21 protein-coding genes and 7 pseudogenes are annotated in these 23,532 nt (G+C 57.3%); 11 read left to right on the top strand and 17 right to left on the bottom strand.

From position 1 onward, the window contains the following. Positions 1–165 precede the first annotated feature (165 nt). Positions 166–1,095, bottom strand: a complete 930-nt coding sequence (locus QWJ46_RS27395) for a polyprenyl synthetase family protein (RefSeq protein ID WP_004671969.1) — start codon at positions 1,093–1,095, stop codon at positions 166–168. A 251-nt stretch (positions 1,096–1,346) separates the two neighbouring features. On the opposite strand from QWJ46_RS27395, the pseudogene QWJ46_RS27390 reads away from it, so the two are divergent. After that, positions 1,347–1,556: pseudogene (locus tag QWJ46_RS27390) on the top strand (IS6 family transposase); the annotation flags it as partial. Positions 1,557–1,931: 375 nt separating this feature from the next. Here the strand turns inward: QWJ46_RS27390 and QWJ46_RS27385 are convergent. From QWJ46_RS27385 to QWJ46_RS27375, 3 genes and pseudogenes are all read right to left on the bottom strand, one after another. Beyond that, positions 1,932–2,071, bottom strand: a pseudogene (locus QWJ46_RS27385) (IS5/IS1182 family transposase); the annotation flags it as partial. A gap of 86 nt (positions 2,072–2,157) precedes the next feature. Next, positions 2,158–2,274, bottom strand: coding sequence for a transposase (locus QWJ46_RS27380; RefSeq protein WP_008536526.1), 117 nt, complete (start codon positions 2,272–2,274; stop codon positions 2,158–2,160). A 32-nt stretch (positions 2,275–2,306) separates the two neighbouring features. Next, positions 2,307–2,582 (bottom strand): hypothetical protein, encoded by a 276-nt coding sequence (locus tag QWJ46_RS27375; protein ID WP_004671970.1) that lies wholly within the window; start codon positions 2,580–2,582, stop codon positions 2,307–2,309. A 1,614-nt stretch (positions 2,583–4,196) separates the two neighbouring features. Between QWJ46_RS27375 and QWJ46_RS27370 the strand changes: the two genes are divergently transcribed. Then, positions 4,197–4,700, top strand: a complete 504-nt coding sequence (locus tag QWJ46_RS27370; RefSeq protein ID WP_018247203.1) for a helix-turn-helix transcriptional regulator — start codon at positions 4,197–4,199, stop codon at positions 4,698–4,700. A 512-nt stretch (positions 4,701–5,212) separates the two neighbouring features. Here the strand turns inward: QWJ46_RS27370 and QWJ46_RS27365 are convergent. After that, a pseudogene (locus tag QWJ46_RS27365) lies at positions 5,213–5,892 on the bottom strand (IS481 family transposase); the annotation flags it as partial. Between the two features lie 63 nt (positions 5,893–5,955). Between QWJ46_RS27365 and QWJ46_RS27360 the strand changes: the two are divergent. The 4 genes and pseudogenes from QWJ46_RS27360 to QWJ46_RS27345 form a co-directional block, all read left to right on the top strand. Further along, a pseudogene (locus QWJ46_RS27360) lies at positions 5,956–6,117 on the top strand (IS66 family insertion sequence element accessory protein TnpB); the annotation flags it as partial. Positions 6,118–6,359: 242 nt separating this feature from the next. Then, a complete protein-coding gene (tnpB, locus tag QWJ46_RS27355; RefSeq protein WP_018247201.1) occupies positions 6,360–6,794 on the top strand; it encodes an IS66 family insertion sequence element accessory protein TnpB in 435 nt (144 codons plus the stop codon). Beyond that, a protein-coding gene (locus QWJ46_RS27350; protein ID WP_100225622.1) for an IS66 family transposase occupies positions 6,770–8,402 on the top strand; the annotation gives its coding sequence in 2 pieces (ribosomal slippage) (positions 6,770–7,242 and positions 7,241–8,402; 1,635 coding nt in all). The genes tnpB and QWJ46_RS27350 overlap by 25 nt, the downstream gene beginning before the upstream one ends. Then, on the top strand, positions 8,402–8,701 hold the full coding sequence (locus QWJ46_RS27345; protein WP_004671980.1) for a hypothetical protein: 300 nt from the start codon (positions 8,402–8,404) through the stop codon (positions 8,699–8,701). Before QWJ46_RS27350 ends, QWJ46_RS27345 begins: the two co-directional genes overlap by 1 nt. Before the next feature lie 27 nt (positions 8,702–8,728). Here the strand turns inward: QWJ46_RS27345 and QWJ46_RS27340 are convergent. Further along, positions 8,729–8,996: pseudogene (locus QWJ46_RS27340) on the bottom strand (IS481 family transposase); the annotation flags it as partial. A 442-nt stretch (positions 8,997–9,438) separates the two neighbouring features. Here QWJ46_RS27340 and QWJ46_RS27335 point away from each other — a divergent pair. From QWJ46_RS27335 to QWJ46_RS27315, 5 genes and pseudogenes are all read left to right on the top strand, one after another. Further along, positions 9,439–9,945, top strand: coding sequence for a helix-turn-helix domain-containing protein (locus tag QWJ46_RS27335; RefSeq protein WP_004671987.1), 507 nt, complete (start codon positions 9,439–9,441; stop codon positions 9,943–9,945). 447 nt (positions 9,946–10,392) lie between these two features. After that, positions 10,393–10,569 (top strand): annotated as a pseudogene (locus QWJ46_RS31315) (hypothetical protein); the annotation flags it as partial. 42 nt (positions 10,570–10,611) lie between these two features. Then, positions 10,612–11,159 (top strand): annotated as a pseudogene (locus QWJ46_RS27325) (adenylyl-sulfate kinase); the annotation flags it as partial. Between the two features lie 158 nt (positions 11,160–11,317). Further along, positions 11,318–12,421 (top strand): histidinol-phosphate transaminase, encoded by a 1,104-nt coding sequence (gene hisC, locus QWJ46_RS27320; protein WP_004671991.1) that lies wholly within the window; start codon positions 11,318–11,320, stop codon positions 12,419–12,421. A gap of 533 nt (positions 12,422–12,954) precedes the next feature. Then, on the top strand, positions 12,955–13,911 hold the full coding sequence (locus QWJ46_RS27315) for an IS481 family transposase (RefSeq protein WP_010030077.1): 957 nt from the start codon (positions 12,955–12,957) through the stop codon (positions 13,909–13,911). On the opposite strand, the gene QWJ46_RS27310 is transcribed toward QWJ46_RS27315, so the two are convergent. From QWJ46_RS27310 to nifW, 11 genes are all read right to left on the bottom strand, one after another. After that, positions 13,908–14,846: an SIR2 family protein gene (locus QWJ46_RS27310; RefSeq protein ID WP_004678511.1), complete on the bottom strand. Its 939-nt coding sequence runs from the start codon at positions 14,844–14,846 to the stop codon at positions 13,908–13,910. The genes QWJ46_RS27315 and QWJ46_RS27310 overlap by 4 nt on opposite strands. 30 nt (positions 14,847–14,876) lie before the next feature. After that, a complete protein-coding gene (nifT, locus tag QWJ46_RS27305; protein ID WP_004678514.1) occupies positions 14,877–15,089 on the bottom strand; it encodes a putative nitrogen fixation protein NifT in 213 nt (70 codons plus the stop codon). Positions 15,090–15,093: 4 nt separating this feature from the next. Then, positions 15,094–15,411, bottom strand: a complete 318-nt coding sequence (locus QWJ46_RS27300) for a nitrogen fixation protein NifZ (protein ID WP_004678515.1) — start codon at positions 15,409–15,411, stop codon at positions 15,094–15,096. Between the two features lie 64 nt (positions 15,412–15,475). Then, entirely contained in the window at positions 15,476–15,682 is a 207-nt protein-coding gene (locus QWJ46_RS27295) for a 4Fe-4S binding protein (RefSeq protein WP_008536545.1), read from the bottom strand. A gap of 34 nt (positions 15,683–15,716) precedes the next feature. Beyond that, positions 15,717–17,195 (bottom strand): nitrogenase cofactor biosynthesis protein NifB, encoded by a 1,479-nt coding sequence (gene nifB / locus QWJ46_RS27290; protein ID WP_004678520.1) that lies wholly within the window; start codon positions 17,193–17,195, stop codon positions 15,717–15,719. A 213-nt stretch (positions 17,196–17,408) separates the two neighbouring features. Beyond that, positions 17,409–19,097, bottom strand: coding sequence for a nif-specific transcriptional activator NifA (gene nifA, locus QWJ46_RS27285; RefSeq protein ID WP_018247198.1), 1,689 nt, complete (start codon positions 19,095–19,097; stop codon positions 17,409–17,411). Between the two features lie 220 nt (positions 19,098–19,317). After that, positions 19,318–19,617: a ferredoxin family protein gene (locus QWJ46_RS27280; RefSeq protein WP_004678523.1), complete on the bottom strand. Its 300-nt coding sequence runs from the start codon at positions 19,615–19,617 to the stop codon at positions 19,318–19,320. Positions 19,618–19,629: 12 nt separating this feature from the next. Then, the gene (locus tag QWJ46_RS27275) at positions 19,630–20,937 is read right to left on the bottom strand and encodes an FAD-binding protein (protein ID WP_004678525.1); all 1,308 of its coding nucleotides are present in this window, start codon (positions 20,935–20,937) and stop codon (positions 19,630–19,632) included. Between the two features lie 9 nt (positions 20,938–20,946). Further along, entirely contained in the window at positions 20,947–22,056 is a 1,110-nt protein-coding gene (locus tag QWJ46_RS27270) for an electron transfer flavoprotein subunit alpha/FixB family protein (protein WP_004678527.1), read from the bottom strand. Between the two features lie 15 nt (positions 22,057–22,071). Next, entirely contained in the window at positions 22,072–22,920 is an 849-nt protein-coding gene (locus QWJ46_RS27265; RefSeq protein WP_004678528.1) for an electron transfer flavoprotein subunit beta/FixA family protein, read from the bottom strand. Between the two features lie 176 nt (positions 22,921–23,096). After that, positions 23,097–23,480, bottom strand: coding sequence for a nitrogenase stabilizing/protective protein NifW (gene nifW, locus QWJ46_RS27260; protein ID WP_004678534.1), 384 nt, complete (start codon positions 23,478–23,480; stop codon positions 23,097–23,099). Between the last annotated feature and the right edge of the window lie 52 nt (positions 23,481–23,532).

Below are 23,532 nucleotides of genomic sequence, written 5' to 3'. Positions count from 1 at the left end.
GCCGGCCCTCCAAGCTGGTTGCAAAAACCGTTAACGCTAAAGCTAGACCTCTAATCCACCTTGGCCCAGCGGTTCGATGCAGGGAACGAAGTGTTCATGAAGCAGCTGTTGACGATGAAGCGGTAATGATGCCGCCGGCTAGGTTATGCGTACCGTAACTCGGGCTTACAAAGGCGCGCAATCCAGCGCCGTTTGTTGAATCAGACCGGCTTTTCCCGGTCCAGCCACGCCTTTGCAAAGTGCATGATTAAGCCAGTCAACGAAGGACCGTTTTTGAGGGCTGGCAGGAATGGCGTCACCTATCTGTTCGAGATACGCATAAAATCTGGCGGCTGCGCTGTCCAATCCTTGGCCGCGAACGATACTGGGTCGATTCAGCTGCGTGTCCACGGCAGGCAATTTGCCAAGCACTTCTGCGCGGCCGACTGTATCTGCGATGTCGTCGGCGATCTGATACGCGTGCCCGAGCAATTCCCCCACCTTAGACCATGGGGCCGGATCTGCACCACTTGCCAGGGCACCGCAAGTGGCCGCCGCGACAAAGAGGGAGCCGGTCTTGTAATGGTGATAGCGGTCGATTGGGACGTGCGTCATTGCCTCCATCGACTGTCCGGCGATCAGTCCGTGACTGGGGCCGACCGCCTCCGCAACCACCTCGATCATGCGCGCGCCCAACTCAGGTGTTAGCGCAGCCTGCAAGCTGAGGTATTTGAAAGCCATCACAATCAAGGCATCGCCGGTCAAAACGGCGATAGGCTCTCCGAAAAGCCGGTGCACCGTTGGTCTGCCGCGGCGTAGCGCCGCGTTATCGAAGCAAGGCAAGTCGTCATGCACCAACGAGGCACAGTGCAGCAATTCAATTGCTGCCGCGGCTCTTGTCGCCAGCTCAGGATCTTTTTCGCCGCACACATAGGAGACTTTCAAGCAGAGCTTGGGGCGCATCCGGGAGCCCCCTGGAAACACTGCCGCGTCCAGCGCTCCACGCAGGTGAGCCGGCGCAGCCGGACTTAGAGCAGTATCCATGGCAGCTCGCAGTGCTTGCTCGATGAGCTTGTCGCTATCGCCAACCACGTCGGCTTGGTGATTCGAAATCATATCGCATCTCCACTTTTGAGACGAAAACGAAAACGGGCCTAGTCCAACCGGTGCCAAACAAAAGGCCGATTTCGCTGTGTCTCTTCAGGTTCTAGGGCACCGTTAAGTTTAGCGGATTGCGGCGGCCAACATGCGGCACCGGCGTGACCAATGAAACCGTGTGCCAGTGGGAGCCTTAACTCGGCAAGGCGATCTCCCACTGGAATCCCTTGAAGCAGTCTCATTCGCGGCGACATGACATCTGAACGTCGGTTACTTCGATCGCGCGCGAAGAACATTGGCTCCGGCGGAGCTGTCGGCCAGAATGGCATCGCTCTCAACGTCTTGATCCAAAGCTGAAGAGGCTCCCGCGCTGAGCAGTGGCTGGTGACAAAGCTCTTTGGATCGGCTGCACGCCGCCGCGCGTGATGATCGCTGACGAGCTCCGTTCGTACGGTACGACATGCGCGAAGATGGGCCTTACATCTAAAGGTGTTGGTCATCGTCGATAGTAGCCACTGGAGCTTGGACCGGAACCATTGCCGGCAGAGATCTGGGCTCCTACAAGCAATTGGTGTGCCACCAGATCATTGTTAGTGAATGTTTCAATGGCGACAGAAGGCGCCTTCCGGTGCTCCGTGTGTCGGGAGGCGCGGATTATGCCACTCCGCCTAGTATTTGAACAGCGTCAACCTTGCGAGCGATCCGTCCGAAGGCCAACCCAGCATTGGAGTGATTTGGGTTGAGGTCACAATGCACGTCGGCGCTTGCATCATGCCAGCCTGTCAATGTGCGCGATCGCACACGACTGTCAGCTTTGCGTCAATTACGATCGAACCGGTGCTTTTGACGTTTCCGAGGTTACGCTGCCGATAGACCCAGCGTGAGAAGACGACTGAGCCCTTCCAGTTGTTCTTCGGCGCGATGTTGCCGAAGCCTTACACTCGACCGGCTTGGCGAGGATTTCAGCGCTGCCGTAGCCCTTGTCGGCCGGCAGGAAACCGCTTCGAGAAGTCGGTCCCCTACCGCCTTTTGCTAGCGGACTAAAAGGGCGGAGCAGGTGGATCTATACAGCGCTTTCTTTCAAAGCCCTGGTTGCGCCTTGTGTTCGTCAGCGATCAGGAGCGCCTTCGGCTCGACATGCTTGGCGACGGCCGCCCATGCATCCTTGCCGTTCTCGTCCAGGATCACCCGCGTCACCGTTCTGTTCGGTGCATGGCGGTTGGCCTCCCTCAGCGCCAGAACTCACATGCGCTTGCCGTTCTGATTTTCCTTCTTGCGCCCGTCCTTGCGCTCTTCCTTCTTGTCACCTTGCGGAGGACGCCGCCCACATACTTGCCGTCGATCTGCACCGTACCGTGCAGCTTGATCGCATCACGGCGAAGGTCGGCTGCCTCCCGGAGCTTCTGCAGCAGGAAGTAGGCGGTCTTATACTGGACGTTGACCTTGCGGCTCAGATGGAGCGCCGCCATGCCCTTGGCGGCCGTGATCTCCTCCCAGATTGCCATGATGATCTTCTTGAATGAAAGCTTGCGGTTGGCGAAAACCGAAAATTCGGCGCGGCATTCCGGCTCCGAGCATCAGAACGACGACGCCGTACGGCTCCAGGCAGCCACAGCGAGGGCAATATGGCTTCCCGACGTTCTTGGGCCAACGGAAGTCGACGAACAGGCCGTAGGTGTCGTCCTCGGCTGCCCGAAGCCTCTCTCGGGTCAGGCCAGGCGCACTGGTCGTATTTCGAACCTCCGGTCTCCTGCGGAGAAGGCGTCGTAGGAATTCGGTCTCAGGATGGGAATTCGCTCCTGCAGCATGTTCAGGCTTCCGGTCGATACGCGAGACATAAGCAGACAACTCCGTCGTAAGGACGGAAGCGAAAGGTCAGTGCTCTATTCGTATCGATTTGAACATGAAAGGGCCCTTACCAGGAGAACGAAACCACGTTCAGGGGTTAGCACTTTCGTAAGGTTGTCAAACCCGTGCCCTTATATCGGGAGAAAATTCAATGTCTCAGAGCCAGACTACCCAGCGCAATCACTAATCCAGTTCAGTGAATGGGTCCAGATCGTGAGAGCTGTCTTCGGGTGACCGCGCCTCATGACGACTATTAACGACTCCTTCCCAACAATCGAACATCCGCAAGGTAGATTCACGTTCGAGCATCTTGTGCCTACCTCTGTATGCCTTACTGGGCAGGTAACCTTGCCGTTTCAGGCCCTGTCCTGACCTCTGGCCTTAATGATCTTGTTGTTTATTACCTTTTCCCGAGCAGATCAGACGAACACAACGTAGAACTGGTGGTAAAAAGCGCTGATCAGAAAGAAATTAATTTCAGCCGCATCAAGCGAAGGTGTAGCGTCTGCCAACTCGTAATAAAGGCTCATTTCCAGCAAATAAGGGTGCCCTAGAAACAAAAAAGGCCCCCTAAAGAAGCCTTCCCATGGCGTTTCCGCCGAACGCGTGTGCCTTACCGTGGTGTACCGACCTCTAAGGGTGCACCTGCAACAGCGACCTTTCGGAAGCCTCGTTGTCTGCTGCTTACAATGATGTAACCCTCACGGTCGACTATTTCAAGCCCTTTGTGTGGATGCGATAAGGTGGCGGCTTCGTTTAGCAAAGTTCACGTTTGTGGCACTTGCTCCATGATGCCGGAATTTTCAGAGAGCATCGAACCTACACGCTAGCGGGAGCGGTAACTGATATGGGTTCTTGGCTGAGTGATTTCCAGCACGGCGGAGCTTTCCCAGCTAGCCAAATGGGATATCGTGGGACGGGGAAATGGATCGGTTTTCGAGGATTATGTCTTATCGTCCTCAACGAAGACCGCTTAGAAGATGTTGAGCATTGAATGTGAATTTTCGCTCAAATTCGACGCAACCTAGATGATTCAGTGCCGGGTGCGGCCATAGCCGACTCATCTTTCATGGAACTGGGCCACCGGTCTAGCGAGACTGTTTTGAATGCATTCATGAAGCAATTTGGCTAAACTCTCAAATATTTGCTATAACGCAAAAAATGCCCAAAATGGGTATTTAAAACGGTTGTAGTCTGGCGATGGCAAGTGGTTCAAATCGGTTCAGGTTGGCTCAAGTCTACAACGAGTGGCAGGAAAATAGGGACGTGCGGTGACGGAAGATCTAGCAAGCTACAGAAGTTCGAGAGGCCTCGTCAGCACCGCCGATCCGGAGGTTGACAAGGCGATCTATCGAAAGCCAGGTTTCGGCGGCGAAATTACATCGTTGGGTCACATGGAGGAATTGATCAGCGCGTTCCTGAAAAAGACACGCGAAGCGCAGGGCCTGTCCCGCGCAGACGTTGCTCCAATGCTTGGTCTGTCCATCCCTGTATACGGACGCTACGAGCGGGCATTTTCCAAAATGACTGTTACTCGGATGATCCATCTGTGTGAGATTCTTGGCTTCATGCCTATCGATATGATCTTTGAAGCTGCGCCACATCTTTGGGGCCGCACATCGGAGGAGGCCGAGGATTGTCTCACACTGGCGAGGATTCTTAGGAGACTTCCGAACGGCACGACGCGCGATCTTATTCGGCTCCTGCAGCGAATGACCCCCGATGACGACGAGAGCGACAGAGGTATCAGTGATGTAGCGGAGCCCGTGAAGTGAGCTGGGTTTGTCTATGACGCCCCCAGTAGTTAGCAGTATTGGTGATAGCTGTCGCAGCCGACGCGCTGTCGTCGGTGTGCAGACACCCGCAATCTCACAACTTAGTTTTTCACTCGAATTTCCGTCTGATCAACAATACGCGCCGATTGCCCAATTTTTCGATCTTTGGTTGGCGTTGATCTCGCTCGATGCTCGAGCGATTCGTCGGCGAGCGACGCCAAGTCTATTTGCATGCGCTTTGCTTCGACAGTAGGGGCTGTGTTAAACTCCCTCGTTGGGTTTTCCCGCTCAATGCCATGTGGGTATTCGAGCCGCCGGCGCGCATGCTTTGATTTCGATTGCTGAATCTAAGCCCGTCCTCTCCGCGCCTCCGTTCCATCGCGCCGATCCTTTTTGCCATTCGGCTCGGAAATAGCCTTTTGACATCACGATCAGGTTCCGCGAAAACGGGGTCGAGTCGCTGAGACTGGAAACGCTGTTCATGGCTGTCGCCGTTCAGGTAAGGGCATCGCCTAGATGTTTAGTCCCGGCATTTATGGATGGGGTCGATGATGAATCGATCCGGCTCCAAAGTCCATTGTCTGCAGATGAACTCGTAAGGCGTAAGGCCCTTTAGCGTCTTGAGCCGGCGCCCGAAATTGTAGGCGTCGATAAAGTCAGCCAGATGTTTTTTCAACTGCGCATGATCGTCGTAGTGGAAGCGCTTGACGGTCGCCTCCTTGATCGTTCGGTTCATCCGTTCGACCTGTCCGTTGGTCCAGGGATGCTTCACCTTGGTCAGGCGATGCTCGATGCTGTGATCGTCGCAGACCCAATCGAAGATGTGCTGGAAGGCATTTCGATCACAAGCTCGGTTGGTGAACTGAATGCCATTGTCGGTCAAAACGGTGTGAATGGTGTAGGGCACTGCCGTGATCAGATTGCGCAAGAACTGAGCGGCATTCATCTTGCCGGCTTTGGTGTAGAGTTCCGCGAACGCGAACTTGGATGTTCGGTCAATTGCGACAAAGAGATAGAGCTTGCCCTCGGCCGTCTGCACCTCGTCAATATCGATGTGGAAGTAAGCGACCGGATAGCTTTTGAACTTCTTCTTCGGCTCCTTGTCGCCTCTGACCTCCGGCAGACGTGAAATGCCGTGGCGCTGCAAACACCTGTGCAACGACGAACGCGTCAGATGTGAAATGGTCGGCTGATGGTACCCATCCGGCGAAGGCCGTCTGTCCTGACTTGCTGATTGGCTTTAAGTCCATGCCTTATGTTATGCGCTACAATCATTTCCCCCATTGAGGTCTTGTCCGTCGACGATCTTGATCGCCGACGGGATTGGTCGGACGAAGAGAAGGTTCGGATCGTCGAGGAAAGTCTACAAGGCTTTCGGCAAGGCTCGGTGACGGCGCGGCGATATGGATTGTCACGGTCATTGTTGACCCGTTGGCGTTGGGAATACCGTAGTGGTCTTCTGAGCAGTTCCGCTACAACGGGCTTCGTGCCACTTACGATTTCGCCATCGGCGGCGGCATCTTGCGAGGTAGCCTCACGGCTGCGATTTGAAGACGACATGACGATCGAGATCGGCCTGCCGAATGGCCGACGGCTGACGATCCCAGCCTCGCTTGATCCGACCATTCTTGCCCGCCTGTTGCCCGTCGTGGATGGGTCATGATCGCGTTTTCCGCGGGGGTAAAGGTGTGGATCGCGGGCGGGGTGACGGACATGCGTTGCGGCATGAACAGCCTGGCGCTGAAGGTTCAGCAAGGTCTTGGCCGCGATCCTCATGGCGGCGAAGTCTTCTGCTTCCGGGGTCGCAAGGGTGACCTGATCAAGGTCCTCTGGCATGACGGCGTCGGCATGTCGCTTTACCTGAAGCGGCTGGAAGCTGGAAAGTTCATCTGGCCGGTCAGCCAGAATGGCTCCGCCGTGCCTGTATCGTCGGCGCAGCTCGGCTATCTCCTGGAAGGGATCGACTGGCGCAACCCGCGCTGGACGCAGCGGCCTTCGAAGGCAGGCTGGCCGCCTGCATTCCTCTGTTTTTGTTGGGCTTTCGGCATGCGGCATGGTAGCTTTCGGCCATGGATGATGCTGCTTCGGAGATAGCCAGACTGCGCGCCGCGCTTGCGGCATCGGAAGCGCGTGCCGCCTCTGCCGAGGCCGACCTCGCACAGGTGCGCGCGGTCGTGACGACGTCTGAGGCGATGATCCGGCATCTCAAGCTCGAGATCGCCAAGATACGTCGCGAGCAGTACGGCCAGAGCTCGGAGCGCCGCGCCCGGCTGATCGAGCAAATGAAATTGCAGCTCCAAGAACTTGAAGCCGACGCCACCGAAGACGAGATCGCTGCGGAACGCGTGGCGACGAGAATCACAAATGTCTCCGCTTTCGAACGCCGCCGGCCGGCCCGCAAGCCGTTTCCCGAGCACCTGCCGCGCGAGCGCCTGGTCATCGATGCCCCGTCGACCTGCACCTGCTGCGGCTCGCCCCGCATCGTGAAGATGGGCGAAGACATCACCGAGACGCTGGAGATCATTCCGCGCCAGTGGAAGGATCCAGACGGTGCGCGAGAAGTTCACCTGCCGGGACTGCGACAAGATCAGCCAGCCACCGGCCCCCTTCCATGCGACACCACGCGGATGGGCGGGACCCAACCTGCTGGCGACAATCCTGTTCGAGAAGTTCGGCCAACATCAGCCATTGAACCGCCAGGCTGAGCGCTACGCCAGGGAAGGCGTCGCTCTCAGTCTCTCCACACTGGCCGATCAGGTCGGAGCCTGCACGACGGCCCTGCAGCCGATCCATGACCTGATCCGTGCCCATGTTCTGGCCGCCGAACGGCTGCATGGTGACGACACCACCGTGCCGCTTCTGGCCAGGGGAGCAACAAAGCAGGCGAGGCTCTGGACTTACGTCCGCGATGACCGCCCTTTCGCGGGCGGCGCGCCTCCCGCCGCACTCTTCCACTTCTCTCCCGATCGCGAGAAGACCCACCCCAACACGTATCTCGCCGGATGGCACGGCACCCTGCAAGCCGATGCCTATGGCGGCTACAACCACCTCTATCGTGCCGACCGCCGCCCCGCGCTGGTGATCAGCGCACTTTGCTGGAGCCACGCGCGGCGCAAATTCTTCGAACTCGCTGACATCGCCGGCAACGTGCGCAAGGGCAAACCTGCCCACGAGATATCGCCTGTCGCGCTCGAGGCCGTTGCCCGCATCGACGCGCTCTTCGACATCGAGCGCGGCATAAACGGAATGCCTGCCGAGGATAGGCTCGCAGCGAGGCTGCAACATGCTCGCCCGCTCGTCGAAGAACTGCACGATTGGCTCATGGCCCAGCGCGGGCAAATGTCGAAGCACAACCCCGTCGCCAAGGCGATCAACTACATGTTCGAGAAGGAGGGTCGCTGGGAAGCCTTCGCCCGGTTCCTCGACGACGGCAGACTGTGTCTGACGAACAATGCCGCCGAACGAGCCCTGCGCGGCGTTGCTCTCGGAAGAACGGCATGGCTATTCGCCGGCTCCCAGCGTGGAGGCGAGCGTGCCGCTTTCATGTATTCCCTGATCGTCTCGGCAAAGATGAACGATATCGATCCGCAGGCCTGGCTGGCGGACGTGCTCGCCCGCATGCCCAGCCTTCCAGTATCAAGGCTGCCGGAACTATTGCCGTGGAACTGGTCCGCCGTAAGCGCCCGGCAGGTGGCGGCCTGATGGCGCGCCCGACGCATGTCTACACGATCGACTACGTTGCCACGCTGATTGGCGAGAACCTCGAACTCATCCAGGAGGTTGCCAGCAACTCCGACAACATCGACTATGGTGAGATGATCCATGCCCATGACGGCAGCGAAGAGGGCATCACGACCTTCACCGACCGGGGCATCGAAAGCTTGAAGGAGTTCCTCGCCGATATCCGCACCTGGGAAGGAGGTGTTCGGCAGTTCCTTGTCGACGAGCAATGCGATCGCGACAAGATCGAACGCATCATGGCAGACGAGCCGAAATCATAAGCCCTCGCGGCCTTCGCCGGATGGATACGGCTGATGAGCGTAGAGGCAATCATCGAGCGGCAGCAACGTGTGCCGGCGGAAGGCGACGATAGCGGCCTCTTCTTCGAGGGAAAGGGTCGTCGAGTGTGGGTCCTTGGGCCTGTAGGAAGGTCGACCAACGATGTCCGCTTCTTCCATTTCGCCACGGTTTTCTGGTTGATCCCGTATCGCTTCGAAAGCGTTCTCAGGCTCTCTTCACTATTGCTCGACGGATTGCCTCTGTCGTCGTGGCGCTCCCGTGTAGAACCTGGCCCATAGTGCTTCCCTCCATGCCAAGGAAAATATTGCACCATCAAATGCCGGAACCAAACACCAGAGCAGCCAGCGCGCGGAGCCGTGATTGGTTTGCCGTGAACCGAGAGCTCCGCGTGCAGGACAAAAGGCCACCATGCCCGCACACGACGTCCCGGGAGCTAGACGAGGAAATGAAGCGACCGTTATCACCAAAATCACTGAGGGTCATAGCCAATTTGGCGCAAGTGGATAATCCTTGCGTGAAGCGATTTCGGTGTGATCTATGTGTATGTACTTGCAATCACTGATATATTTTGGTGAACGATAGCTATCGGGTGAGGTCCGCGTGGCCCAAAATGCGCCAAATGAGATCGAAACGAAACATTGGTGGTTCCAAGCACATCACTTTCCGTATAAAGAGCTTCGGCGCATTTACCTCAGTCGGAGCAATGTCAGGACCACCATTGAAGCAATGGATTAATGAACTCGGTTTGCAACAAGTCGATGATCCAGGCATAGACAAGCCGGTCTATCGAAAACCTTTTGACGGACGGATTGCACTTAGCGCCGAACTCGAAAACTTGATCAGCATCAGCCTTCGCGAAGCCCGCGATAAGCGAAAACTCCCGCGCTCGAAACTGGCGCCCTTGCTTGGCATCACTAAGCAGGTCTACGGCCGGTACGAAAATGGAGTATCCCGCTTGACCGTGAGCCGACTGATTCATCTGTGTGAGGTTTTGGATGCCACTCCGGAAGAAATTATCGCCCCGGCGGCACCTTATCTTTGGGGCGAAACGGAAACCAAAGCGGTTCTGCTGCTGGCTACTATCGTGAAGTTGCGGACTTTCGATGAAGAGATCTTGCAAGATATTTTCAGCTTACTAAGCCGCATAGACGAGACCGGTAGCGATAGCGGCGATCGTGCCATGAAAGTCGCGTCTACCAGCGCCACTGCAGACGATCGCGAATAGGACGTAGATCGCTAGCTTCAATAAACAGAACGTGCGTCCCTGATGAAGTTCCATCAGAAACCGCGACCAACCGCTCGCGCCGTTGCAGGTTGCCGAAGCGAGCTTTGCGCAGGCGGTTAGGACTAGCTGGCGACCGTTCATCGCCACTCCGGGACATAGGTGGGTAAACCGGGGAGGGCGCAGTTGGGTCAACTGGTCCAACGTATCCCTGCTTTCGGCCGCTGGAGGGGACGCGCGGTCGTCTTTACGCCGCGAGTGCCAGGGAGGTCACGTCAAAGTCTAAGAAACCCGTATATTCGACATACAAAGCATCGATAATTCCATTCATACAATCCATTTTACCAATCTCCCGTGATGATGCATTAGGAATGATCTCAGACGCGAGTGACGGCGAAACATTTGACGATCCGGACTGGCTATAGCGCGAACCCGAGCAACGGCGCCGACATGCATCGGGGTGGCCACTGCTTCGATCGCACAGTGCGTGCTTCAAAAACAGCAGCAGGAAATACCAAAGGAGGTCTTTGCATGCGTTCTGAGGTGCGGTGGAAGCTGTGCTGGGAAAACGAGCTGGAACTCATCGACCACGTCGATCCTCCCGAGCTCTTTCGCAAAGCCCAAGGGCCGACCGGGGTCTTCAATTTCAGTGGCAGCCAAAGCTGGGCAAGGCGCGCCGACAACCTGCATTGGCAGGCGACCGACGCTGACAAGGGCGCGCGCGGCGATGAAGAGTCAGCAGCCAGCCGTCCTCCTTTTGTTCACTGGACTTTCCGGCTCCGGCAAGTCGACAATCGCCAATGCGCTCGACCGGCTGCTGCATGCCCACGGGAAGCACACCTACATCCTCGACGGCGACAACGTGCGCCACGGGCTCAATCGCGACCTGGCTTCAATCAACCCGATCGCGTCGAGAACATCCGCCGCGTTGCCGAGGTCGCCGAGCTGATGGAGGAGGGGAGCTTATTGAAATCCTCGTCGACACGCCGCTTGAGGAATGCGCGCGACGCGATCCGAAGGGGCTTTATCGGAAGGCGCTCGCCGGCAAGATCGCCAATTTCACCGGCGTTTCCTCGCCGTACGAAATCCCTGAGGGCGCTGAATTACATCTCGAAACGGTTGGCCACGACCCTGCGGCGTTGGCGTTTGAGATCGAACAGTTCCTCGAAAGGCGAATGGAGCAAGTGACGCATGAGTGTGAGAGTGGGGAGGCTTGACCATTGGCGGCTTGAAGCGGCCGCGGCGGTCCCTGGCCTATCAACTACGCGGCGACCGTAGCAGCCCGCAGGCGGGCCGCGCCAACGTCCGATGTGGCTTCAACAGGAGACAGCCGATCACGCGCTCACGACTCGGCTTACTGAAACGGAGAAAAGATATGGCTGATGCAAAGCTGCAAGCCGTGCTTTCGGCTCTTTCGCCGATGGCGAGACAGCTAAATGCGCTACCCTCCAATCAACCGGGGCGAGATGCGAACTGCGTTAAACTAAACACGAATGAGAATCCGTTTCCGTTGCCGATGATGGTGATGCAAAGTGCGCTGGCGGCCCTCGAACGGCATTATCTGTATCCCGAAGATGACAATCTGAGCTTGCGCGACGCAGCCGCCAGCGCGTATGGCCTCTCCCAGGATCAGGTGGTCGCCGGGAACGGCTCGTCGGAGCTGCTTGGGCTCATCTACAGAGCATTCCTCGACCCGGGAGATAGCGTTGCGATGATATCGCCAGGTTTTTCCTTTAACCGCAAACTGGCCAAGTTGCAGGGTGCCAGATTTCTCGAAATCGAATGGGGCGAGTCTTATTCTCTGCCAATCGAGCAGCTGCTTCTTGGTCCAGCAAAAGATGCAAAATTCATACTGCTGGCCAATCCGAACAATCCAACGGGAACCTTCGTTCCGGTGGCTGAAATCGACCGCCTCGTCGCGCAATCGGACCAGTTGATAGTGGTGGATGAAGCGTATGTCGACTTTGCACCCGATGATGCCCTGCGCCTTGTCGATCGTCATCCAAACCTTCTAGTATTGAGAACACTTTCGAAAGGCTTTGCAGCCGCGGGAATTCGCGTCGGTTTCGGCTTTGGTCATCCTGAACTTATTGGGAGGCTACGCAACCTGCAAAATGTCTTTAACATGAACGTGATCGGCCATGCGGTGGGCATTAGTATCCTTTCGCACCGCGCCGACTACGACGAGAACCACAGATATATTAAACATGAAAGACACAGAACGACCACTGCCTTGTCTCAATTGGGCTTTTCTGTCATTCCCTCCCACACAAACTTTTTGCTAGCTCGGGTGCCACCCGGACGAGATGGCAAATGGTGGCAAGCGTCTTTGGATAGGCAGAACATACTTGTAGCCGTCTTTCCCGATGCCGGTTTGGAAAATTTTATCCGCGTCAGCATCGGCACCAGAACCCAAATGGACGGGTTCCTTTCAGCCGCCAGGGACATCATTTCTGGAAGTATGAAGACGCAGAGCTAGGCGGTTAGAATTATTGGCCACACTGCTTGTCACTTGGAAACACCAGGTATCGAAGTCCATATTGTGGGATAAAGATCACAAATAAGCGCAAGACCGTAAAGCGTGTGCCGTCTCGATCCCGTTGATTACGCGTGTTATTGGCGCACGAGTGGAGCACCCGGTGGCCGATGCGAGGCTTATTTCTGGCGATTCCGGCCGCGGCTCTGCCGCTGTATTGGGAATGGTTTAGGTTTCTTCATAATCGGTCCTTCGCATTGACATTGAGCGAACAGTAATCTGCGGTCGTCGCCGATCTTCCGTCGATCACCTGCGACAGAACCTCGATCCGCTAAAGATCACGCTCGCTCATCGCCATTGATCCCACCCGCAATCCCCTACGCCAGCAAACGTGGGCAGTATGGCATTCGAACTTGGCAGAAACAGAACTTTTTCAATCTGCGGCACTCTAGCTGTGAGCTTCCAATAGGTTGTCCATTCGATCCGGACCGGGAAAGCTGAGGTTGTCGAAGCTTCAGTGATTCTCGGGGGACCGAATGGACATCCATATGAATGCCCGCCTCACGCCGCTCAGTCGAGCGGTAATTGCGCACCGCGTGCTGATGGAAGGACAGCGACCGATGGCCGTCGCTGCGGCTTTCGGCGTCTGCGTGAAGACTGTCTATAAGTGGGTAAGGCGCTATCGACGGGAGGGCGAGGCCGGTCTCAATGATCGCAGTTCCCGACCGCACCGCCTGTATCATCCGACCTCGCAGGCCACCGCCGCCCGGATCGAGACGTTACGCCGCCTGCGCATGACCGGCCAACACATCGCCAAGGAGACGGGTGTCTCGCCAGCCACAGTCAGCCGCATCCTCAAGCGCCTTGGCCTGAACAAGCTCAAGGCCTTGGCCCCGGCTGAGCCGGTGCGGCGCTACGAACGCGACCAGCCCGGCGAACTCATCCATATCGACATCAAGAAACTCGGCAAATTCAACCGAACCGGCCACCGCATCACCGGCGATCGCACGGGGCAGAGCAACAGCCGCGGCATCGGTTGGGAATACGTCCATCTGGCCATCGACGACCACTCACGCCTGGCCTATTTGGAAATATTACCCGACGAGACGCGACGCTCCTGTCTGCGCTTTCTCTTCAATGCTTTGCGCTTCTTCAAAGCCCATGGCGTCAAGGTCCAGCGCGTCATGACCGACAACGGCACAAGCTTCCGTTCCCATCGATACGCCAAGGCGCTGCGGCGGCTCAGCATCAAACACATCCGCACCAAACCCTATACGCCGAAGACAAATGGTAAGGCCGAACGCCTCGTCCAGACCGCACTGCGCGAATGGGCATATGCCAAGGCCTACGAAACCTCGCAGCAGCGCGCCGCCGACCTGCCGCTCTGGCTCCACCGTTACAATTGGCATCGCCCGCACGGCAGCCTACAATCCAAACCGCCCGTCAGTAGCCTCGGCCTGATCAAGGACAACCTGTTGAGGCTCCACATCTAGCCGCTACAGAGATTCGAAGCGGGAGCCGTGCGGCCATGGTCACCATCCGCCTTGCTACCAAATGGTACAAGCAGAGCCGCGGCTTCGCCGATCGGCAGGTCGACCACCGTGATTCCGCTTGCTGCAAGGAAACGGCGCTCGTTTTTGGTAAGGCCTTCCGCATCAAGTACTGCAAAGTGGGGGCCGTGAGAGCGCTTGATGATCTGTCGAGCGTAGATCCGGAGCATCTGATCGTTGAAGCGGCAGCCAATGAAAAGAAAACCGCGATCTATACGCCGTTCTTTCACCATTCCAGGTATTGGCGTCTGGATATCGATTTCGGTTAGGACTTCCACGTAATCGGAATCGGACACCAGAAAGTTCGAAGCTGGTATAACACTGCCGTACGGCGCATAGAGGACCGTCTTTGGCGCTGCGACGCATTCGACGTCTCTCCCGGACAGATCGTAAGTTTTTGTCCAAATGTCGCCGCCGCCGTTTGCACGCGTGACGCCCTGAATCTCGACGACATCCGTTCGACCGGTCTTCGCGAAAGCCGCACGCATTGTCCCGTCGTACCAACCGTCGACGATAAGGGAGAGCGGCAGCGTTGCGAGCCAGTCGTGGAGGGCGGTCGGCGCCACGGGTGCTCCAAATATTTCTGCCATCCAGGCCTGAAGCGTCCGGCGATGCCGTCGCTGTTCAATAAACTGCGCGACTGACCACATATTGCTGCGTATCCTGGAAGGGGCAGGTGTGCGTTCGTTGAGTGCCGCGGAGACGGCTTCCGGGGTGTCCGGTACAGGTGGTTCCGTGGATTGCAGCCGAAGGAGATCCGGACCGAGATAGGGAACGATCCGATCCGCAGCGAGCGCTTCCTGAAGCAGCCTAAGTCTTTTTTCGGCGTCACCGTTGCGAATGATCAGGAGACGGTCCGAGGTCAAAATTTTATTCATGCTGTTTTCTCTTACCTCTCGTTTGCAGCATCAGTCCTCGTCAGGAATCTTCCTTGCGTGGACGGTGATCGGCAGAGGCGTATCCCGCGATAGCTTGGGCAAGACGAGTCTCCAGCCGTTCCTGAGAGTGATCGTGCCGCCCCACATGTCATCAGCCTCGACATCTACGATCGGCTCTTCGAGATCTTTCTTTGGTACGTAAGCCGACAAGCCGGCGCTCGTTCTCCGAATCATTATCTTCATGTCGCTATTCCTCCGTTGGGGGCCCCGCGATTTCAGCAGCGCCGCAAGCAGCGGCGTTGTCTAGACTCGTCAGTTCACGGGCACGCATGCCGACGATAGTGCCACGTTCGACCCATTCGACGGCATAGATGTAAAACTGCTGGAGAAAGGTGCCGATGTCGCGCACATAGCCTTCGTCGCCCTTCCGCACCAAATTTTCCCCAATTTTTTTGCCAGCATAGGTGCCGTCATTCTTTACGTGAAGTCTGGCCCGCACCCGCTCGCCGGGTGTAAATCGTGGAGGCCTGTGGATTTCGACCTCCTGTTCACGTCCAAGGCCCATGGGCATTCCTCCTTGCAGGATATCATTGAAGGCTTCTCCGCAGGAGCCCCGACCATGCTGAAGGTCAAATCGCAGGTGCGGCGGGGACGCAGGTCTTCGGCACGGGGCAAACCTCCGCGCATTGCTGCGTTTCGAAGGTACCCTTGCATTCGGTGCATTTTTCCGGGTCGATAACGTAGATCTCACCTTTGAACCTGATCGCACCGGAGGGGCATTCGAACTCGCAGGCACCGCACTGGGTGCATTGGGACGCTATGATCCTGAAGGCCATTTTTAAACTCCTGAAGATGTTGGATTAAGAGCGCTCACGCCGTCGCCGCTTGTGGTTCGACGCCAAACTTGGCGGCGTAGAGGGTGCCGATGGCGGTCTCGATGTAGTCATAGCAATAAGCATCCGTTGCCCGAACCCCGGCCTCCATGAGCTTAGTCTTAGGGCACTCCCCGATCTTGGCGCATAGCACGACGTCAATACCGACCAGCGCAGTTATGATGCCGTCGAGGGTGGCTTCCTCGCCCCTGCCTCCGAGGCAATACTGTTCGATCTTGCGATGCCCGACGTAGGTGATGCCTCTCGACGAAGCTTCGTATACTTGGAACTCCTTCGCATGGCCGAAGTGCTCGTTGATGCGACCGCCACCCTTTGTCGCGACCGCGACGTGGAGGGACCCATCGCCGGCTGCTTTGACTGTCTCGATTGCCTCGCTCTTGGCGGTCGCGTGATCGCCGCGTTCGCGGGCGATCACTTCCCGATAGGCCTCGCGCTTACGGGCGTCATAGGTGATCTCTCCGGGAAGCTGGTCGAGTGCGAACTCCTGGCCCCGATCATCCCCAAGCAGGCCGACGGCATCGGCCCTACATTGCCGGCAATGGCGCATTAGCTTTGCGCCGCCTTCGAGACGATCCTGGAGCGCCTTCAATTCGAGCGCCCGCGGGCCGCGCTGTCCGGTCAAGCCGTAGTAGGTGCCATGGGCCGGATCGGAAATAAGCGGCATGACGTTGTGCAGGAACGCCCCCCGCTCCTTGACCCATTTATTTACCTCGACCAGGTGTTCGTCGTTGACACCAGGAATCATCACCGAATTGACTTTGGTGATGATGCCGCACGCGGTCAGCATCTCCAGGCCCACCATTTGCCGCTCGTGCAGAATTCTGGCAGCTTCGATGCCGGTGTAACGACGGTTGCGGTAAAAGATCCAGGGATAGATCTCTGCGCCGATTTCAGGGTCAACCATGTTGATCGTAATTGTCACGTGATCGACATTCATGTCGACAAGTTCGGCGACGTGATCCGGCAGCGCAAGCCCGTTGGTGGAGATGCACAGCTTGATGTCGTGGATCTCCCCCGCAACTCGTTCGAACGTTTCCTTTGTCTTCTTCCAGTCGTAACAGGCATCGCCCGGTCCGGCGACACCCAGCACGGAAAGCTGCGGCACTTCGTTGGCGACGGCAATGACCTTGCGCAGCGCCTGGTCTGGCGTCAACTTTTCCGAGACGACCCCAGGGCGGCTTTCGTTGGCGCAGTCATATTTACGATTGCAATAGTTGCACTGGATATTGCAGGCTGGTGCGACCGCGACATGCATGCGCGCGAAATAATGGTGAGCCTCTTCTGAATAGCAGGGGTGGTTTTTGATCTTCGCCCAGATAGCCTGGTCCACGTCGGCCGGTTTTGTGGACACGCCACATGACGAGGATGTGCAGCCACTCGGTTTCGCGGTCGCCAGCAATTGATCCAAGGATGTCGTGCTGGTCGCACTTTCAAGCGAAATCATCGGTGCGGACATTGAGTGCTCCGTTGCTAGTTGACGTCGCCTTTCAAAACGCAAAAGCCATGCCATCCCAAGGACGGGATTTGCTTTAAGAATTTGCGTTTATTGCTCTATTCCGACCGTGTTCGGACACAGACTTGTCAAGCTTCCGACAGTCGACAAAAGAGTTGTCCGTAAGCCACCAAACCAGGCATTGGAGATCGAGAAGGTCCAACATCACCCAGGCGCTTAAAGCTTTTTCACCTCGATGCGATGCTGGCGTAGAGCATAGCCGACCTGACGAGGCGTAAGGCCGAGAATACGAGCCGCTTTGGCCTGAACCCACCCGGCCTTTTCCATCGCCTCGATCAACCGGTCCCGTTGCGTGAGGCGCGACTCCATTGCGGGACAACCGGAACCGTGCGGATCACAAGCCTTGACGGAAGATACCTCGTCCGACGCACCGATGCTCCCGCCCGAGCGCGGCGATGAAGTCGGCATCACATTGCTCCGGGCATGCCCATCGACGGTGATGCCGCCGGGCGACCCGTCGGTTTTCCAGAGGAGCGACGAAAGGCACTGGCTGTTCTTGCAGGCAAAATCAGACGAAACGATCGAGCTTGAACGCGCAAGGGTGGCAGTCCTTCGCACGCAGTTTTCGAGTTCCCGGACGTTACCTGGGAAATAGCATTGCGACATCACCTCGATCGCCGACGACGAAAACGTCAGCTCGCGTTGGTTCTCCTTGTTGAATCGGTCAAGAAGAGCGTTCGCAAGGCGTGGGATATCGCCGGGTCGCTCTCGAAGCGGCGGCAGGACAATTGGAACTACGCTGATGCGGTAATACAGGTCGGCCCTGAATTCGGCGTTTGCAACAGCCATCTCGAGGTTCTTATTCGTGGCGCATATGAGCCGGACGTCGACCGCAAGCGTCTTGGTTCCGCCCACCCTCTCCAGTTCGCCTTCCTGCAGGACGCGCAGCAGTTTGGCTTGAAAGGCGGGCGAAATCTCGCCAATCTCGTCAAGCAGAAGCGTTCCGCCATTTGCCAGTTCGAAGCGTCCGGCGCGCTGCGCGATGGCCCCGGTGAAAGCCCCTTTTTCATGCCCAAACAGCTCCGATTCCAGGACGCCTTCGGGCAGCGCGGCGCAGTTCAATTTGACGAACGGCTTGTTTTTACGAGGGGAAAGTTCATGGATCGCCTGTGCAAAAAATTCCTTGCCGGTGCCGCTTTCGCCCCGCAGAAGCACGGTGGAATTCGTCCTCGCCACCACCGAGACGGTTTCAACCACCTGCTGGAGAGCCGGGCTATCCCCGATAATCCCGTCGATTTTGACGGGTGGATGTCGGCCCGGCGCGCCCCTTTGCGCGATGATCGGCTTCTCCGATCTCTCCTGTTCGCCGATAGGTCGCCGACCCTCCAGGTTCAGGAAACGATGAAGCCTGATCGTCCGACTGACCAGATTGGCGACCATGGTCAGAAAGCGAACGTCCTCGTCGGCGGGGAAGGGGGCGGCGTCGTTCCTGACGCGATCGATCGATATTGTGCCAAGTATTTTATTATCGGCTTTTACCGGAACGCCAATAAAAGAAATTGGGACGGTGCCGCTGCTCCAAGGCGGTTGCGGCTCAGCCTGAAATAATTCGGACTTGCTGACATCCTTTACGATTAAGGGCATACCGGTCGTCGCGATATGGTCGATTACGGCCTTAGGTATAACGCCTCGAGCGGCTGATTGAGAGGATGGGGGGATGTCGCCAGTTGCGGCAATCTCGGGCTGACCTTCAGCGTCTAGAACAACGATTGCTCCGCATCGAATCTGCAGAAAGGAAGAGAGGACGTTCACGACGTTGGCAAGCGTAATCTCTAGCCGGGCGGGGGCAGTCAGTACCTTTGATATCTCGTAGATTCCGCTGCGCTGCGTGCCCGCTTGGCGCATAGGTCCAGCAGGTAGCGCAGATAGGGGTTCCGCTCCATCGACCGGTCGGGCGGGCATGTGGGTCATTATATGGCCTTGGGTTGTCTAACGTTTCTTATAACCCTTGCTTGCATGTATATATAGTAATTTCTAATGCCAATCTGCAACGCGCACCTCTGCAAGTTTCCGATGCGCCCGTCTGCAAACCCAAGTTAGTTCTGAATCGTGGAGTTGCAAACCCTTATCCGAACTTGAAGAGAACGCCGAAACCGCCTCTCGGATAGTTCCACTCGATATCTCCACTTGCCTCGCAGAGTACGCGGCACGTGCCGCACTCCATGCACCCATCGGCGATAACCTCCACTTGGCCCTGGTCATTCAATTCGTAGCACTTGGCCGGACAGACACTTGTGAGGGCATACAGATTTACGCTTGGCCAATCGTGTGGACGCACCCTAATATGCGGGCGTCCGGCATCGACCACGTATCGATTTTGGTAAAGCTTGTCCTCTACGCGTATGTTCGTCACTGCAACCGTCATCTCATCTCTCCTTTATCGCCACGCGCGCGCCAAGCGAACCGCGTCACCAAACAGCCCCCAGCGGGAGCGTGCCTTGATGAAGGTGCCCGTGGTCGCCCGTTCCTTGTCGATCTTCGGGGTGCCATCGACTCGCACAAAGTTCTGTGCGGCCTGCGACAGCAACCTTGGATAAGTCGTGAAGAAATTGCGGGAATTGGTGTGCAGCAGGGCAGGCATGTCCTTGTATTTCCGCAAGTCTTTGATAACGAACGACTTTTCAAGCATCGACTTGTAAAGGGAGAGGTTCTCCTTGACCATCGGCTTTTTGCGATTCTTGATCTGGACGATTGCTTCGCCGGCGATGCGCCCCGACGTCATGGCGAGGTTTGACCCCTCGCGGTGCACCGCATTATTAAGTTGTGCCGCGTCGCCGACGACGACCCAGCCGTCACCAAAAAGCTGCGGAATTGCCTTGTAACCACCTTCTGGAATGAGATGCGCCGCATATTCCTTGACTTCCGCTCCTGCGATCAGCGGCTTTACCGACGGATGGCTTTTGAATTTTTCGAGCAGATCATAAGGACTTTCCATTGTTGCCGCGAATTCGGAGACAAGGCAGCCAATGCCGATCGAGATCGATTCTTTGTTGGTGTAGAGGAAGGCAAGCCCGGCCATGTTGCGAGAGATCGTGCCAACTGCCTCGATGACGCAGCCTTCATTGGCCTTGAGGCCGAACCGCTGGTCAATTACCTCTTCGGCCAGGAAATGCATTTCCTTGACGGCGAGCGCGACAGTTTCCGGTTTTGGCGTGTCACGCAATCCAGCACGCGTGCCGAGCAGCCCATTGACGCCCTCTGCGAGAACGACCACGTCAGCAAGAATCACGTCGCCGGCGCGGTCGGTGCGAACGCCAATCACCTTGCCCTTTGGATCACGAACGAGTTCCGTCACGGTCGTCTCGCATAGAAGCGTCGCTCCGGCCTCGCGCACCTTGCGTGAAAACCATTTGTCGAATTGGGCGCGAATGACCGTGTAGCGATTGTGTCTCGACTCGTTGAAGTCGTCCGACCGGTATTGCATACCGATGTGGGACGAGTCGTCCATCATCCAGAAGCGCTGCTCGACTAAGTGCCGCTCCAGAGGCGCATCATCCCGGAAATCCGGCAGGATTTTCTCCAGCATGTCCGCGTACATGATGGCGCCCTGCACATTCTTGGAGCCCGGATACTCGCCACGCTCCAACTGCAGCACCTTCATGCCGCGGTTCGACATCGTGTAAGCAGCTGCGTTTCCGGCCATGCCGGCCCCGATAACTATGGCGTCGAAGTTTTCCTCAGTCATGGGGCGCCCTCAGTTTGCAAGCTTATCGCGACTGTGCGGCGACAGTCGATGGGTGAAGAGTTCCGTTAATGACGGCAGTAAACGGATCGCATCGGTGACGACGCCGAGGTGGGCGAAATCAAAAATCGGCGCGTTAGGATCGGTGTTAATGGCTAAAATAAGATCAGCTCCCTCGACGCCAACGCGATGCTGGATGGCGCCGGAAATGCCGGCTGCTATGTAAAGCTTCGGCCGGATAGTTTTGCCAGTTTGGCCGATCTGCCGATCAGCAGGCATCCAGCCCTTTTGGACGAGGGGGCGCGAACAGCCATAATCGGCCCCGATCGTCCGCGCGAGTTTCTTCATAAGCTTCACGTTCTCCACCGCGCCGAGACCGAGGCCTCCAGCAACCACGACGTCCGCATAGGCGAGATTCGCCGTCGCCGACTGGCCATCGGACAAGAAACCGAGGACCTTAGTGACGATCTCTTCCTCGATCATCGACACTTTGTGTTGAATGACGCGTCCGATCTTATTATTCCCGCGCGGAGGCATGGCCATGACCCTCGGCCGGACCGTTGCCATCTGCGGCCGGCAGTTGAGCGTGTAGATCGTGCAAAGCAAGGAGCCGCCGAAAGTCGGCCGGGTCGCCGCAAGCGAGCCGTCCGCATCCACATCAAGTTCGGTGCAATCCGCCGTGAGCCCTGTCAACAAGGTCGTCGCCACGGAACCGGCAAGGTCGCGCCCGAGCGTCGTTGCCCCTAAAAGAAGGATTTCCGGTTTGTAGTTAGTAACCAGATCCGTCAATGCTTTGGTGAAAGGCTCATTTCGGTAGTCGGCGAGCAGTGGGGCCTCGACGAGGTAGGCCAGGTCGGCGCCATAAGCAAAAGCCTCGGCGATGGCAAACCACGTGGCCTCTCCCGGTGGTCCGAGAACGACGCCGGCAAGCTGGACGCCCAGCTTGTCGGCGAGCTTGCGGCCTTCGCCGAGCAGCTCGAAGGAGACGGGATGCACCTGATCGCGCTCCAGCTCGATGAAGACCCAAACGTGCCGATGGTCCTTAAACTGATCGGGCAGCTCTTTCTTCATGGCGGCACGGCCAGCGGCTGGAGGAGGGCTCTCTCGATTCGTGCTCAACATCGTCGCTCCTTGCCTTCATTCGCCGTCAAAGGCGAGTTCGCTTTCGAGCGCCGGCTGGCGCAAAAAGATCCCAGCGATCAACTCCTCCGCGAGATCGCGCGGTGTTTTTTCCGCGGTGTCGATCTGCTCCGCCTTTTCCGCCCGCTCAGGAGGGGCAAAGACCCTCTTAACGACGGTTGGCGAGCCACGCAGGCCGCACTTGGTGAGGTCCTCTATGCCAGCGTCGGCCGCATTCCACTTCACGATCTGGCTGCGCGCGGCCCGTAGCGCGTCATCGAGCGAGCCGCGGCGGATTTCGTTTGTGCCTTCGAGCATTGTAATTAGGCAAGGGAGCTTGCTCATCAGCGTCTGCGTGCCCCCTTCCGAGCGGCGCTCCACCGTAATCTCGCGCCCATTGATGTCGACAGAGACGATTTTGGCAACGTAGGTGAGCTGCAGGAGGTCGAGGCGCTTGGCGATGCCAGGCCCAACCTGGGCGGTATCGCCGTCGATGGTCTGTTTGCCCGTAAAGACGATATCGGGCGTACCGAAGGCCTCTCCGATCTTCGCGATGGCTCGCGAAAGAGCAAACGAGGTCGCCAGAGTGTCGGAGCCGGCAAAATGACGGTCGGTCAAGAGTACGGCGCGGTCGGCGCCGTAGGTGAGCGCCTTGCGCAACGCGTCCTCTGCCATGGGCGGCCCCATGGTGAGCACGGTCACCTCGCCGCCATGGCGGTCGCGCAACTGGAGCGCCTCTTCAAGGGCGAACAGATCATAGGGGTTGATGATGGTTGGCACCCCCTGACGCATGATTGTGTTCGTCACCGGATGCACTCGTATTTGTGCGGAGTCCGGTACCTGTTTGATACAGATAACTATGTGCATGGCGGTTTCTTACTCCCTCCCTCTATGGGTGGCGGGCTTGTCAGTACACATGCTTGCGTGCATCATTCGTGCCAACCGTTTGGCGTTCTCTATCACATTGAAATGGCTTCGATTCCGACGTTGCTAGCATATGACTGAATTGTAAGCTTCCCGACATTGTCGTGTCGCAACCGTGCTCACTTCTTTTCGAACGGCTTCAGGAAAGAGTCTAACGGGACAACGGTGCGGCCGGGTGTGACAGGTCTGTTCGGATTGTGGTCCTTGAGCACCTTGAAGACCCGGTGCGAGAGCGGCGCGGAGGTCGCGAAATCACAGTAGGCCCTTTCCAGTATGGCACGGGCACGAGCAGCGATTACCCGGTCTGGGAGATGGGAGAAGTCCTCTGCCGCGAGGTATTGGCCCATACGCTTCATGATATGGAGTCGTGAGACATCGAGAACCTTCGGGTCATAGGGGACCCCTAGGGCTTCGAAGAACTCCTCCGCAGCCGAGAGAGATTTCAGCCGATTGAGGATGTCTTTGACATCGACGGGACTGCTGTCAGCGGAGCAACGGCACATAAGATTCCCCCTGGTCGTGAGCGGTGATCGCGAGATCGTTCTCCCGTAGCTT

Source organism: Rhizobium sp. CBN3, from assembly GCF_030518245.1.
Lineage (GTDB): Bacteria > Pseudomonadota > Alphaproteobacteria > Rhizobiales > Rhizobiaceae > Rhizobium > Rhizobium aethiopicum_A.
The sequence above is the reverse complement of the archived record's forward strand: the minus strand, read 5'-3'. Positions and strand labels throughout refer to the sequence as shown.

Excerpts from the sequence above, each read along its gene's own strand:
- nifB (WP_004678520.1), bottom strand. The coding sequence starts at position 17,195 with ATGTCCGCACCGATGATTTCGCTTGAAAGTGCGACCAGCACGACATCC.
- QWJ46_RS27295 (WP_008536545.1), bottom strand. The coding sequence starts at position 15,682 with ATGGCCTTCAGGATCATAGCGTCCCAATGCACCCAGTGCGGTGCCTGC.
- QWJ46_RS27300 (WP_004678515.1), bottom strand. The coding sequence starts at position 15,411 with ATGGGCCTTGGACGTGAACAGGAGGTCGAAATCCACAGGCCTCCACGA.
- QWJ46_RS27345 (WP_004671980.1), top strand. The coding sequence starts at position 8,402 with ATGGCGCGCCCGACGCATGTCTACACGATCGACTACGTTGCCACGCTG.
- QWJ46_RS27310 (WP_004678511.1), bottom strand. The coding sequence starts at position 14,846 with ATGAATAAAATTTTGACCTCGGACCGTCTCCTGATCATTCGCAACGGT.
- tnpB (WP_018247201.1), top strand. The coding sequence starts at position 6,360 with ATGATCGCGTTTTCCGCGGGGGTAAAGGTGTGGATCGCGGGCGGGGTG.
- QWJ46_RS27280 (WP_004678523.1), bottom strand. The coding sequence starts at position 19,617 with ATGACGGTTGCAGTGACGAACATACGCGTAGAGGACAAGCTTTACCAA.
- QWJ46_RS27395 (WP_004671969.1), bottom strand. The coding sequence starts at position 1,095 with ATGATTTCGAATCACCAAGCCGACGTGGTTGGCGATAGCGACAAGCTC.
- QWJ46_RS27270 (WP_004678527.1), bottom strand. The coding sequence starts at position 22,056 with ATGTTGAGCACGAATCGAGAGAGCCCTCCTCCAGCCGCTGGCCGTGCC.
- nifA (WP_018247198.1), bottom strand. The coding sequence starts at position 19,097 with ATGCGCCAAGCGGGCACGCAGCGCAGCGGAATCTACGAGATATCAAAG.
- QWJ46_RS27265 (WP_004678528.1), bottom strand. The coding sequence starts at position 22,920 with ATGCACATAGTTATCTGTATCAAACAGGTACCGGACTCCGCACAAATA.
- nifT (WP_004678514.1), bottom strand. The coding sequence starts at position 15,089 with ATGAAGATAATGATTCGGAGAACGAGCGCCGGCTTGTCGGCTTACGTA.
- QWJ46_RS27275 (WP_004678525.1), bottom strand. The coding sequence starts at position 20,937 with ATGACTGAGGAAAACTTCGACGCCATAGTTATCGGGGCCGGCATGGCC.
- QWJ46_RS27375 (WP_004671970.1), bottom strand. The coding sequence starts at position 2,582 with ATGGCAATCTGGGAGGAGATCACGGCCGCCAAGGGCATGGCGGCGCTC.
- QWJ46_RS27315 (WP_010030077.1), top strand. The coding sequence starts at position 12,955 with ATGGACATCCATATGAATGCCCGCCTCACGCCGCTCAGTCGAGCGGTA.
- nifW (WP_004678534.1), bottom strand. The coding sequence starts at position 23,480 with ATGTGCCGTTGCTCCGCTGACAGCAGTCCCGTCGATGTCAAAGACATC.
- hisC (WP_004671991.1), top strand. The coding sequence starts at position 11,318 with ATGGCTGATGCAAAGCTGCAAGCCGTGCTTTCGGCTCTTTCGCCGATG.